Source organism: Clostridium sp. CM028 (assembly GCF_030585565.1).
Taxonomy (GTDB): Bacteria; Bacillota; Clostridia; order Clostridiales; family Clostridiaceae; genus Clostridium_AD; species Clostridium_AD estertheticum_B.
The window spans coordinates 3,065,688-3,079,299 of sequence record NZ_CP077766.1 but is presented as its reverse complement, the minus strand read 5'-3'; the positions used below and the strand labels follow the sequence as shown (position 1 = coordinate 3,079,299).

Here is a 13,612-nt window from a genome sequence, read left to right as displayed (position 1 = left end):
TGTTAAAGAGGTGTTACAATGCTTATTTTAGTAATCAGAACTTTTGTCTTATACTTTACAGTAATATTTATTATGAGGATGATGGGTAAAAAACAAATAGGTGAGCTTGAACCTTTCGAACTTGTGATTGCATTGATGATTTCTAATCTTGCAACCTTCCCCATGGAAGATATAAGAATACCAATTATACATGCAGTTATACCAATATTCACTTTGTTATTTCTCCAAATAGCCACTTCCTATATTGAACTCAAAAGCGAAAAGGCTAGAAAAATTTTAACAGGTACTCCGAGCATATTAATAAAAAACGGCAAAATTGATATTGCAGAGCTCAGATGTCAAAGATTTAATATTAATGATTTATTCGAAGAACTTAGATTAAAAGGGTATTTTAATTTATCCGATATCCAATATGCTATTTTGGAGACTAGCGGTGAGCTATCCATATTGCCTAAAACTAGTATTTCTAATGCAACTAAGGATGATTTAAATATATCCATAGCTCAAGAGTCTTTGCCTATACCTTTAATTATGGATGGCAATATAAATTATAAAAATTTAAATCTTTTAAAAAAAGACATAACTTGGTTAAACAATATATTAAGAAAAAATAATATTTTATGTGCTAAAGATGTTTTCATAGGAATGATTGACTCTAAAAATAAGTTCTATTATCAACTTAAAGAAGGGAAAGATAAGAAAATATGAAAAATGTTATTGTAGCCTTCGGCTTATTTTTTACAATGATTATAGGCATATTTGTATCTATTAATCTTATAAATTATAATTGCGCCCATTTACAAAATTTGAATTCTTCCTTAGAAAGCTATATACTTAAAGAGAACTACGAAGATGCATACAATTTATCACTAGATTATGTAGCTGATTGGAAAAAAGCTTCTAAATTTTTAACTATATATATACATCATGAAGATACAGATCATATGGACAACGAGCTTTTAAAATTAACTCAATATATAAAAATGAAAGATAAGTCTGAATGTTTAGCCACTGTACATAGTATGAAATATCTTATAGATCATATAATGTCTCATGAAAAAGTATCTATAAGCAATATTTTTTGATTTTTTAAATTTATGGGTACAATTTATAGTAAAGGGGTAGAAAATAGTCCAATTATAGCTTATAATTATAACATATCATAAAAGTCCCGCAGGGACAATATATGTCCCTATTACAAAATTTGAAAGGTGGAATTAACATGGCTTTAGTTACTACTACTAATATGTTTAAAAAAGCTTTAGAAGGCAATTACGCTATTGGAGCTTTCAACATCAATAATATGGAAATAATTCAAGGAGTTGTCGATGCTTGTGCTACTCACAAGTCAGCTGTTATACTTCAAGTATCAGGCGGCGCTATGAAATATGCTAGACCTACTTACCTTAGAAAAATGGTAGAGGCAGCTGTAGAAGACACTGGTCTTGACATTGCTCTTCATTTAGATCACGGTTCAGATTTAGCACAATGTAAACTTGCAATAGCTTCTGGATTTACTTCAGTAATGTATGATGGTTCTCATCTTGATTATGAAGAAAATGTAAGAACAACTAAAGAAGTAGTTGAATATGCTCATTCTAAAGGTGTTGTAGTTGAAGCAGAACTTGGAAAGCTTGCTGGAATTGAAGATGATGTTAATGTTTCCGCAGCAGACGCAACTTATACTGATCCAGAACAAGCTGTAGATTATGTAACAAGAACTGGTATTGATTCTTTAGCTGTAGCTATAGGAACAAGCCACGGTGCATATAAATTCAAAGGCGAAGCTAAACTTGATTTTGAAAGATTAGCAAAAATCACAGAAAAATTAGAAGAAGCTGGAAAGCACAATTTTCCAATAGTTCTTCACGGAGCATCTGCAGTTGATCAAGATTACGTTACTATGATCAATGAATTTGGTGGCGAAATGAAAGGCGCAAAAGGAATTCCACTAGATATGCTTAGAAAAGCAGCGTCTATGGCTGTTTGTAAAATAAATATGGATACTGATTTAAGACTTGCTATGACTGGTTCAATAAGAAAAGTACTTACAAAAAATCTTGGCGAAATAGATCCTAGAAAATATTTAGGCGAAGCAAGAACTAACATAACTAAATTAGTTGAAAGCAAAATCACTAACGTTTTAGGTTCTTCTAATTCTTTAAAATAAATTAGATTAAATTCATTTAAATCTAAATTGTTAAAACAAAAATACCCACAGTATATTCTACTGTGGGTATTTTTGTTTTATTTTTTATTATATAGGAAACTATAATGCTTTCATGCGCAGAAAAAAGTATATATTACGTATAATGCATTAATCGTATTGCAATACGCGTAATATATACTTTTTTCTTATCTATTTTTCAACATAATTGCTTACATGTTTAATAACCATATTAATTGTGCCATCACCATTTCTTTGTATTTCAAAGCGACTATTATCATGATATGTTTCTTCATTTACGTATAAATCTATATCTTTATCAATTTTTAGTCTTACTCTTTTTAGCTTTTTGTCTATCCACTCTTTATCAAGACTAATATTTTCTGAAACTCCTTGTTCTGTTATAAATTCAACAAATTTTTCTTTAGTATCATTATTTTCAGAAAACATTTCCTCAGACAATTCTTTAAGATCAATATTATCTTCTTCTCTAAGCTTTCTTTTTATAGTACTTCTAACAACTTCTGCTTCATCTGCATTTTCTGCAAAGTTGTTTTGCGTGAATTTTTCAGCTGCCTTCACGAAGTTTTTAGTAACATCTCTTTCATTATCAATAATTGTGCAACCTAAGAAATCACTTATAAAGTAGTTTGAGCCATATTCCTCATCTTCTTTATTCTTGCTTTTTTTATCGATAACCATTAAATCAAAATTATTTTCATCTCTAATTGGTTTTAAAAACGTACATTTCTGTATTCTTTGAGAACTACCAGGTAATCCTGTAACCTGCGATACTATATCAATGCCTAATTTATTATCCACAAATTCGATAGTGTGCACATAGTTTTTAATATAATCCATTTTAAATATCCCAAGCATTGGTCCAAACTCTGTGGTAAAAGATACTATTACCAAATCACAGGAAGGAACGTTCCCAATAGATCTCATTAAAATAAACATCTGCCTTGCTAGGTCCTTAGATACCGCCAGTAAATTATTCTCACCATTCAAGTATTCTTGTGATAAATCTTTTACTATATTTCGATCGGAATTAAAGACTCCATACTTTAATTCTTCATCCTTTAAGCACTTCTGGATATGTTTCAGTAAATAGTTATATTTTTCTTCATCTAAGTCTAATGCATATTCATTCAAGATAGGTTCATCTGCATTGTTATCTAAAACATGAATAATAGCCTCATTTATATTAACTTCTTTTATATACTCCAAAAAAACACCACCTTAATATTTATCTAAGGCGCATTTAAACAAATAACAAGTCAATAATGCTAGTCCATTTATTTAAACGTGCCCAATTATTATACTATGTATCGTCACTTATAACAAAGTCATATATTGCTATTATCCTTAGTTCTTAACAGACTATTATTGTGACTACCTATTTTCCTGTATTGGAATTTGTAATTTTAAAGCAATATTAATGTTACTTTACTTAAGTTATGATATAATCACAATTAATGGTATAATAAAGAATTAATGATTAGATGTATAAAAATAGAAGCATAACAATTAATAACTGTTATGTTCCTAAGAGTGACAAGGAGGAACTACTTTGAGAGAAATAGAACTTAGAATTATAGATATTGATGTACAAGAAATCCGCAAAAAACTATTAAACATAAATGCTATAAAAGTAAAACAAGAAAATCAAATAAATAATATTTATGATTTCTCGGATAAAAGGTTACTAAACGGCAAAGGCTATGCAAGAATACGAACAGTGCATGATGAACTAACAAATTCCACAGTTCATTACATAACCACGAAAAAACTCATAAGCCAAGAAAAGTATAAAATTATGGATGAACACGAATCAGAAATTAAAGATGCAGCTGCTGCCAAGGGTATATTCGAATCCTTAGGTCTAGAGCTTATACAATCTATTAAAAAATATAGAGAAAGCTATAAATACAAAAATACTCTTATTGAAATAGATATAAATGAGAAGACATTCTGTCCTTTTCCTTACATAGAAATTGAAAGCGAGGATGAATTCGAAATTGAGGAAGTTGTGACTTTGCTCGGTTACCGATTAGAGGATACAACGGCTAAAAGCATTTATGAAATATTAAAATCAAAAAAATCATCAAAGGAACTATAATGTTTGGATATGTAACTCCATGTAAAATGGAAATGAAGATAAAAGACTACGAGAAATTCAAAGCTTATTATTGTGGCCTATGTAACTCTATTAAAAATAATTTTGGAAACCTACCAAGGCTTACTTTAAATTATGATATGACTTTCTTGGCAGTACTTTTGGATGCACTTTCAGAGAATAAATACAATTTTATTAAATTCAAATGTATTATGCATCCACTAAAAAAAAGGATTATGATTAATAATAACCAGGCAATAGATTATGCCGCCTTTTGTAACATTACTTTAGCCTATTATAAGATAATGGATGATGTTTACGATAATAAAACAATGAAAAGTAAAGTTTTTTCAATGTTTTTAAAAAACTATTTATCAAAATCAGATATAGCATATAATGATGTAATGAATTATACAAAAGAAAAGCTTTTATTACTAAATACCCTCGAAGCGGACCATAAGGATCTATGCATTGATGAGCAGCTATCTATAGATGAGCTTTCTCATGTTTTTGCTGACCTTACAGGCTTTATAATATCATTTTATTATAAGACTGCTTCCTTTAAGGATGATTTATATTGGCTTGGGTATAATTTAGGTAAATGGATATATATTATAGATGCTTATGATGATTTAGAAAAGGATATAAAAAGTGATTCTTTTAATGCTATAAATTCATTGTTTAATACTGATAAATTAGATTTTAAAAGTTTTAGTATATCGATAGCACCCCGAATTGATTTTTTATTATCTACCTGCGCGCAGCAATGTTTAAACTATCTAAATAGATTACCTTTAATAAAAAATGAAGCCATATTATGTAATATACTAGAACTCGGACTCATGGAAAAAATGGATAAGGTTTTTAACGACATTTCAGAAGGAAAGTCTCCCACTTCTATAAGTGGGAGTAACATACCCTAACAAGTAGAAAACTTCAGTGGGGGTATAAATCTCCTTCTGAAGTCGTTAATATTACATCACCGCAGGTGATGATTTAATAAAGAATGTAACATTAATAATTTAAAAGGAGTGGAATATAAAGATGATAAATCCCTATGAAGTACTTGGTGTAAGACAAGGCTCATCTAAAGAAGATATTAAAAAAGCCTATAGAGAGCTAGCAAAAAAATATCACCCTGATCAGTATGGTGATAATCCTTTAAAAGATTTAGCAGAAGAAAAAATGCAGGAACTAAATGAAGCCTATGATTCACTTATGAAAAATACTAGTTCTTCAAGTAGCAATGGTTCTTCTAACAGTTACAATTCGTCTAATAATTATGGTTCTAATTCAAATAATGACTATACTAATAACAATATATATCAATCTATAAGAATGGATTTAAATAGCGGAAATATCGCTTCCGCTGAGCAGAAATTAAATTCCATGAATACTAAAACTGCCGAGTGGAATTATTTAACGGGAGTGCTTCACCTCAAAAAAGGTTGGCATGATAGTGCTTATAATTTTATAAGCCGCGCTTGCACGCAAGATCCTAATAATATTGAATATAGACGAAGTTTTAATGAACTAAATTCGCGTACTTCAAATTATAGAGATAACTATTATGGCAAGCGTAACAATGATTTTGGCATGGGTAATCTATGTCTTAACTTGTGGTGTGCAGATAGTATTTGTGAATGTTTAGGCGGAGATCTTATATCCTGTTGCTAATTCTATTAATTTAGGAGATGATTTTTATGAAATCTAATAATATTGCTAAGGGTGGAATATTCGCAGCACTTAGTTTAATATTACTATATCTTTCTTCTATTTTCCCTACAAATAAATTTTTTATGTTAGGCATTGCTTCCTGTATTATTCCACTTTCAATTTTAACTACCGGAATAAAGAATACCATTGTAGTATATAGTGCTGTCTCCTTGCTTAGTTTATTTATTATACCTTCAAAGCTTATAAGCATTGCATATATACTAATTTTTGGTTCCTATGGCTTTGTGAAATATTTTATAGAAAAATTAAGGAGTATGATTTTAGAAATTGTGCTTAAGTTATTGTATTTTAATATAGCCTCCGCTATACTTATATTTATTTATAAATTATTTATATTATCAAAACTTCCTAATATAAATATATATTTAACAATAATTGTTATGGAGTTTGCCTTCATAGTATATGACTATGCGCTTACTGTATTTATATCCTATGCAAATAAAAATCTTGTTATGAAATTTAAGTAAATCACATAGCCTTGACACAAAATTCTATTTAAATTATAATGAATAATAATACAATCTTAAACAAATGATACTATAATAAATTGCTTTTATTAGGAGTAGTAGTATTTATAGCATTTTAAAGAGAGCTGCTGTTGGGTCATTAAGATAAATAATGTCCCATAGGTGTGAAGCAGTAATGATATAATATGAACTTGCCTATGAGCTTATTTTTAAGTAAAAGCTTACTTGTGAAAACAAGTACGGTTAAAACCGTTATATTCTTAAGTGAGGCGTAATGCCTAATTAGAGTGGTACCGCGGAATATTACTTTCGTCTCTTTGTTGAGATGAGGGTTTTTTTTATTTTCTAATTTAAAACTAAGTGGAAAAGATTAATAATTGTTTTTAACCTATAGATCATAATAAGGAGGAATACTAATGGCAAAATATACTACAACTATCGATGAAAAATGGCAACAAATATGGGAAGAAACTAACCTTTATGAATTTGATGAAAATAAAATTGATAAGAAGTTATATGTACTTGAAATGTTCTCTTATCCATCTGGAAGCCAATTACATGCGGGGCATTGGTTTAACTATGGCCCTGTAGATTCTTGGGCTAGAATGAAGAAAATGCAAGGATACAATGTATTTCAGCCAATGGGCTTTGATGCTTTTGGTCTACCTGCTGAAAACTACGCAATAAAAACAGGAGTGCATCCAAAGGATTCTACGAAGCAAAACATTATTAATATGGAAAAGCAATTAAAAGCTATGGGAGCAATGTTTAATTGGGATCATGAAGTTGTTACATGTCGCCCTGATTATTATAAATGGACTCAATGGTTATTCTTAAAACTATTTGAAAAAGGCCTTGCTTACAGGAAAAAAGCACCAGTAAATTGGTGTCCTAGCTGTAGTACAGTACTTGCAAATGAGCAAGTAGTAGATGGCTTTTGCGAAAGATGTAACACTGAGGTTACTAAAAAGAATTTAACACAATGGTTCTTAAAAATAACTGACTATGCTGATGAACTACTAGAAAAGCTTGATACCTTGGATTGGCCTGAAAAAACCAAATCCATGCAAAAACATTGGATAGGCAAATCTACTGGTGCTGATGTTACTTTTAAAGTAGTTGATTCTGATGTAGACTTTAGTGTATTTACTACAAGAGTAGATACTTTATTCGGTGTTTCATATGTAGTCATAGCCCCTGAAAATGAACTTGTAGATGTCCTCACTAAAAGTGAATATAAAGATGCTGTTGAATCTTATAAATATGATGCTAGAAAACAAACTGATATAGAAAGACAATCTATTACAAGAGATAAAACAGGTGTATTTACTGGTTCTTATGCTATTAATCCTATTAATGGACGCGAGGTTCCAATTTGGGTAGCTGACTATGTTCTAAACACTTATGGAACTGGTGCAGTAATGGCTGTTCCTGCTCATGATGATAGAGACTTCGCATTTGCTACTAAATACAAATTGCCTATTGAAAGAGTAATTATTGGTTTTAAAAGTGTAAATGGAGAGGGCGAAAATCTCCCTTATACTGAACATGGAAAAATGGTAAACAGTCAAGAATTTGATGGTTTATCTACCATCGACGGGAAAAAAGCAATTGTAAAAAAATTAGAAAGTATAAGTCTCGGCTGTGAAAAAGTAAACTTTAGACTTCGTGATTGGTTAGTTTCAAGACAAAGATATTGGGGCGCTCCTATTCCAATAATTCACTGCGAAAAATGTGGGGCTGTTCCTGTACCTGAGGATCAACTTCCTGTAGAACTGCCGTACAACGTAGAATTTGCACCAGACGGAGAATCACCACTTGCTAAATGCGAGGATTTTATGAATGTCCCTTGCCCAGTTTGTGGCGGCGCAGCTCATAGAGAAGCTGATACTTTGGATACATTCGTTTGTTCTTCTTTCTACCAATTTAGGTATGTAGATAACAAAAACAATGAAAAAGCTTTTGATAAAGAGTTAGTAAACAAAATGCTTCCTGTAGACAAATATGTAGGCGGACCTGAACATGCATGTGGTCACTTACTATATTCAAGATTTATAACCAAGGCTCTTCGTGATATGGGATATTTAGACTTTGATGAACCATTCTTATCTCTTACTCACCAAGGTTTAATTTTAGGACCAGACGGAGTGAAAATGAGTAAATCAAAAGGAAATACTATTTCTCCAGACATGTACATAAAAGAGTTTGGCGCAGATGTATTTAGGATGTACCTAATGTTTGGTTTCGGTTATATTGATGGTGGAGCTTGGAGTGATGATGGTATAAAAGCCATTGGGAAATTTGTTGATAGAATTGAAAGAGCAATCGACACTGGAATCTGCATTATGTCAAAAGACCTTAATAACAAAGACTCTCTAGGAATAGAAGAAAAAGAATTAAACTACTGGAGACATTTCGCAATAAAAGGTGTTACCGAAGATACAGAAAAACTTCAATTTAATACCGCTATTGCAAGACTTATGGAGCTTACAAATGCTATATTAAAATATTTTAATGTAGACAATATAAATAGTAAATTTTTAAAAGAAGTGCTTGTGGATTACCTTAAGATTTTAGCTCCCTTTGCTCCTCACTTTGCAGAAGAGAAGTGGGAAAGCTTAGGTATGGGTTACTCTGTATTTAATCAAATTTGGCCTAAATTTGATGAGTTTGCTCTTATAAAAGATGAAGTAGAGCTAGCTATTCAAATCAATGGTAAAATTAAATCCAGAATAACTGTATCTCAAGATTTAGATGAAGAAAGTATAAAGGAAATTTCTCTTAAAGATGAAACAGTAATCGCTACCCTAGAAGGTAAAACTGTTCGTAAGGTTATTATAATTAAAGGACGACTAGTTAATATAGTAGCTTCTTAGTAAGAACTACATATAGTTTTTACAGTTTAAATTCGAATTATTATAAAAGGAGAGTAGAAATTTTTAATTTCTACTCTCCTTTTCAATTTAAACTCTATACATATCTAATGTTTTTTGAGTTGCGCGAAGTAAGCTACTAATTTCATAAACTTCTCCTTCTTCTATTAGCTTATTTAATTGTTCTCTATACCTAGCTGCATCCGTTGACTTTCCAAGCGACGAAAGCACAAGTATATTATTCATTATATCCGACACCAAATTAGATTTTACCTCAAACAATTTTTGTGCATCTTTAATTTCATCTTTAATTTCTAGCATCTGTTCATCTAATTGAAAAGCAGCATCTGCAGCATTTTTAAGTTTTGCCCTTATATTCTCTGGTATATCATGCTTATATTTATAATTTAGAGAATGCTCTACTGTAGCCCAAAAATTCATTGCCAAGGTTCTAATTTGAAATTCTGCTAGTATTTCGGTTTGACCATCAGCTAAGTTTACAGGATACTTTATAATCATATGATAGCTTCTATATCCACTACCTTTTACATTTGCAACATAGTCTTTTTCATAAACCATCTGCATATCACGTCTTTCACGGATTAGATTCACCACTTTATCAATATCATCTACAAACTGACACATTATCCTTATACCTGCAATATCTTCCATTTCATATTCAATTCTATCCAGAGGGATACCGAATTTATTAGCTTTCTCAAGAATACTAGATATTTCTTTAACCCTCCCGGTAACAAACTCTATAGGTGAATACTCATTTTTTCGTCTATATTCTCTTCTTATACTTTTAAATTTTACTTTTAACTCTTCTACACCCTGTTCATAAGGAATTAAAAATCTTTTCCACTCTCTTATTGCCATATACTCAGTCCTTTACATAAAATTTCATATCCACATTGTATTAACTTTTGATACTATTCTAATATTTTTAAAGGATCGAAGTTTAGATAATCACAAGAAGTAACTATATATTCTACGCCTTCTATATTTCCTTCATATAGCCTATTTAAAGATGGTCCATGTAAATGACCATATATTACCTTGCATACATTATATTCTTTTACTATTCTTATAAGTTCAGTCTCCTCAAACTTATCATTAGTAGGTGGATAATGAAGCATTACAATAAATTTATTATAACCCTTTTTCACTGCCTCATCGAGTGAAATTCGAAGCCTTATTAACTCTCTATTATATATTTTTTCATCATGAGTTGTAAATCTTGTATTTCCTGGGCAATTCCATCCCCGTGTTCCGCATATAGCAAAATCTTTGTAGTTAAAAAAGTTGTTTTGGATAAAATCCATATCCGCGTAGAGAGCATTAAGCTTCGTGATACCACTCCACCAATAGTCATGATTTCCTTTTATAAGTATTTTTTTACCTGGAAGCTCATGAATCCATTCTAAATCTTCCACACCCTCAGAAATATTCATGGACCATGAAATATCCCCTGCAATTAGTACAGTATCATCCGCTGAAACTTTGCTAAGCCAATTTTCTTTAATTTTTTCATTATGATTACTCCATTTATCTCCAAATATATCCATGGGTTTATCTGAATTTATAGATAAATGAAGATCAGATATTGCCCACAACGCCATAATATACCTCCTTATTAATCGTTTAGTTTTTTTCCATTAATTATCTATATCCGTTACATAAGCAATAACCTTATCTATTGCTACACTCATTAGTGCTCAAAGTTTAACCTTAGTCATTTTTTTAATGTCTCTATGCTATTATACCTTTATATTGATTGTATTAAAACTTCTATCACTAAAAAATTCTCCCCAACTTGCCTTTAACCCTTCTCCAGCTTCAAAAGATATTTTACTAAAAGCTTTTTACCACTAAAAGAAAAAAGCAAAGTTAAAATATTAATTTCAACTTCGCCCTTTTTAAATAATTGCTATTCTATAGTTAAAGAATAGTATTTTTTCTTTCCTTTTTTAATAAGTACACAACCATCTTTAAAATTTTCTTCTAAAAGTGTTGCATTCTTATCTTCAATCCTTTTATCGTTAATAGTTAATCCGCCCTGCTCAATTAATCTTCTAGCTTCTGCTTTTGATGGCACCACTTTAGTGTACACCAATATATCCATTAATCCCGCATTCTTCATGTCGCACGGTATAGATACTTTAGGCACGTTACTCATATTAGTTCCACCACCAAATAATGCTTCTGCCGCTGCCTGAGCTTTGATAGCTTCTTCTTCTCCATGAATAAGTTTTGTAACCTCAAAAGCTAAAACTTTTTTAGCTTCATTTATTTTTTCATCTTTTAAAGCACTTAGACGCCTGACTTCATCCATTGGTACAAAAGTAAGTAATGATAAGCATTTTTCTACATCTAAGTCTCCAATGTTTCTAAAATATTGGTAAAAATCATAAGGAGATGTTTTATCTGCATCAAGCCACAGAGCTCCATTTACAGTTTTACCCATTTTAATCCCTTCGCTATTTGTAAGTAGTGTGCAAGTCATTCCATAAGAAGCTTTACTTTCTTTTTTTCTTATTAGTTCTATACCAGCAATTATGTTAGACCATTGATCATCTCCACCTAACTCCATAGTACATCCATATTTTTTATTTAACATTAAAAAATCATATCCTTGCATAAGCATATAGTTAAATTCAAAAAAAGATAAACCTTTTTCTAACCTCTGTTTAAAACACTCAGCAGCTAACATCTTATTTACTGAAAAATGTACTCCTATATCTCTTATAAAATCTACGTAATTTAAATTTAAAAGCCAGTTTGCATTGTTTTCAAGGATTGCTTTACCATCACTAAAATCTATAAGTTTTGAAAGCTGTGATTTTATACAAGATATATTATGATCAATTTCTTCTTTTGAAAGCATTTTCCTCATATCTGTTTTACCAGATGGATCACCAATCATTGTAGTTCCACCACCAACTAAGGCTATGGGTCTATGCCCTGCTCTTTGCATATGTGCCATAAACATCATAGTTATGAAATGTCCAATATGTAGGCTATCCGCTGTTGGGTCATATCCTATATAAAATGTTACCTTTTCCTGTCCTAATATTTTCTTCATTTCATCCTCGTGAGTAAGTTGTTTTATATACCCTCTCTCTAAAAGCGTATCATATACATTTTCCATAATTTATTCCTCCTTATTTTAACGACATTTCAAAATGAAAGTCTTCCTCTTCTATACTATGGCATCCCATAGTATAACAAAGAGAAAAGTTCAGTTGAAACCTAAGTCTCCTTTTGAAGTCGATATACTTATCTTCTGCGAAGCTGTGAGCACCGCAGGTGATGATTTAATACTGTGTTATTTTTTGAAATAAAAAAAACGCCTCCTAAGAAAGGGACGAAAAAATTCCGTGGTACCACCCAAATTGATTTAACAATCCGCTCATTCCTTATAACGTAAGGTTAACCCGTCTCAGCTTACTTTTTAAAAGCTTATTTCAGCTTAAAGCTCCAGAATGTATTTCACTATATTCCTTAACTAGTTCACACCTACCACTAGCTCTCTTAATAATTCCTACAGTTACTTTTTTCTTTCATAGCCTTTTAGATATAATTATTCATGTTATTAATTATATATGTGTATTTATAATATATCAAATGATATATTTGCTTGTTATAATTGATTAAAACCCTATATATACTATTTACGTTTATTTTCAACTATTTTCTCCATATACAATAAAAGCAGGGCTGAAAACCCTGCCTTACATTCACATAAATAATATTCTATCTCTTTATGTGATATAATTCTTTAAAAATTGTGGTGGATTTAAGCATTCGCAACCTACATTCACATAAAATTCCAAGTTATACTTATTAGCTAAAATATCCATTTTAGAAAACAATTGTGCCGTATGCTCAAGTTTATCATCAATAATATTAAATACACCATCAACAAAGATGGTATCAATATCATAATCTCTAGAAAGCATACCGCACAAAAACCCATAAAAATCATCATGACTTTTTAAATTGAACTCATTTATTGCTACAAGTCTCATTTTTGTACTTAATTGCAACGTAGCTTTAGTATCATCATCAATATATACTATGTTTCCTTTAACTTTATCAACGGACTGGTTGGCTAATTTAATCAGAGCTTTAGTTTTACCTGAACCCTTTTTACCACAAAATACATGAATCATGTTAAACGCCTCCTATTTTATCTAATATAACCAGATAATTATTAAATAGGTCTACTCGTACACAATATTTT

Annotated in this window: 13 protein-coding genes and 2 other annotated features; of the genes, 8 read left to right on the top strand and 5 right to left on the bottom strand. The window is 30.6% G+C overall.

Going from position 1 to position 13,612, the window contains the following annotated elements; genetic code table 11:
- Positions 1-18 precede the first annotated feature (18 nt).
- The 3 genes from KTC94_RS14470 to KTC94_RS14460 all read left to right on the top strand — a co-directional run bounded on the left by KTC94_RS14470 (position 19) and on the right by KTC94_RS14460 (position 2,170).
- Positions 19-708, top strand: a complete 690-nt coding sequence (locus KTC94_RS14470) for a DUF421 domain-containing protein (protein ID WP_216301874.1) — start codon at positions 19-21, stop codon at positions 706-708.
- Complete coding sequence (locus KTC94_RS14465; RefSeq protein WP_165413649.1) at positions 705-1,085, top strand: DUF4363 family protein; 381 nt, start codon at positions 705-707, stop codon at positions 1,083-1,085. The genes KTC94_RS14470 and KTC94_RS14465 overlap by 4 nt, the downstream gene beginning before the upstream one ends.
- A 137-nt stretch (positions 1,086-1,222) precedes the next feature.
- Entirely contained in the window at positions 1,223-2,170 is a 948-nt protein-coding gene (locus tag KTC94_RS14460; protein WP_165413650.1) for a ketose-bisphosphate aldolase, read from the top strand.
- Between the two features lie 189 nt (positions 2,171-2,359).
- Here KTC94_RS14460 and KTC94_RS14455 read toward each other — a convergent pair whose 3' ends face one another.
- On the bottom strand, positions 2,360-3,397 hold the full coding sequence (locus tag KTC94_RS14455; protein WP_216301873.1) for a nucleoid-associated protein: 1,038 nt from the start codon (positions 3,395-3,397) through the stop codon (positions 2,360-2,362).
- A 343-nt stretch (positions 3,398-3,740) separates the two neighbouring features.
- Between KTC94_RS14455 and KTC94_RS14450 the strand changes: the two genes are divergently transcribed.
- From KTC94_RS14450 to leuS, 5 genes are all read left to right on the top strand, one after another.
- Complete coding sequence (locus tag KTC94_RS14450; protein ID WP_216301872.1) at positions 3,741-4,289, top strand: class IV adenylate cyclase; 549 nt, start codon at positions 3,741-3,743, stop codon at positions 4,287-4,289.
- Positions 4,289-5,209, top strand: a complete 921-nt coding sequence (locus KTC94_RS14445; RefSeq protein WP_216301871.1) for a DUF5685 family protein — start codon at positions 4,289-4,291, stop codon at positions 5,207-5,209. The genes KTC94_RS14450 and KTC94_RS14445 overlap by 1 nt, the downstream gene beginning before the upstream one ends.
- A gap of 124 nt (positions 5,210-5,333) precedes the next feature.
- Positions 5,334-5,963: a J domain-containing protein gene (locus tag KTC94_RS14440; protein WP_220286203.1), complete on the top strand. Its 630-nt coding sequence runs from the start codon at positions 5,334-5,336 to the stop codon at positions 5,961-5,963.
- Positions 5,964-5,989: 26 nt separating this feature from the next.
- The gene (locus KTC94_RS14435; protein WP_253198072.1) at positions 5,990-6,490 is read left to right on the top strand and encodes a hypothetical protein; all 501 of its coding nucleotides are present in this window, start codon (positions 5,990-5,992) and stop codon (positions 6,488-6,490) included.
- A 76-nt stretch (positions 6,491-6,566) separates the two neighbouring features.
- Positions 6,567-6,810 (top strand) — a binding site (T-box leader).
- A gap of 96 nt (positions 6,811-6,906) precedes the next feature.
- Positions 6,907-9,366, top strand: coding sequence for a leucine--tRNA ligase (leuS, locus tag KTC94_RS14430; protein ID WP_220286106.1), 2,460 nt, complete (start codon positions 6,907-6,909; stop codon positions 9,364-9,366).
- Between the two features lie 87 nt (positions 9,367-9,453).
- On the opposite strand, the gene KTC94_RS14425 is transcribed toward leuS, so the two are convergent.
- From KTC94_RS14425 to KTC94_RS14410, 4 genes are all read right to left on the bottom strand, one after another.
- Positions 9,454-10,245, bottom strand: a complete 792-nt coding sequence (locus tag KTC94_RS14425) for a GTP pyrophosphokinase family protein (RefSeq protein WP_216301867.1) — start codon at positions 10,243-10,245, stop codon at positions 9,454-9,456.
- A gap of 53 nt (positions 10,246-10,298) precedes the next feature.
- A complete protein-coding gene (locus tag KTC94_RS14420) occupies positions 10,299-10,988 on the bottom strand; it encodes a metallophosphoesterase (RefSeq protein WP_216301866.1) in 690 nt (229 codons plus the stop codon).
- Positions 10,989-11,296: 308 nt separating this feature from the next.
- Entirely contained in the window at positions 11,297-12,517 is a 1,221-nt protein-coding gene (gene tyrS / locus KTC94_RS14415) for a tyrosine--tRNA ligase (protein WP_220319575.1), read from the bottom strand.
- Between the two features lie 209 nt (positions 12,518-12,726).
- Positions 12,727-12,942: a binding site (T-box leader), on the bottom strand.
- A 188-nt stretch (positions 12,943-13,130) separates the two neighbouring features.
- The gene (locus KTC94_RS14410) at positions 13,131-13,541 is read right to left on the bottom strand and encodes an ATP-binding protein (protein ID WP_165413659.1); all 411 of its coding nucleotides are present in this window, start codon (positions 13,539-13,541) and stop codon (positions 13,131-13,133) included.
- Positions 13,542-13,612 lie beyond the last annotated feature (71 nt).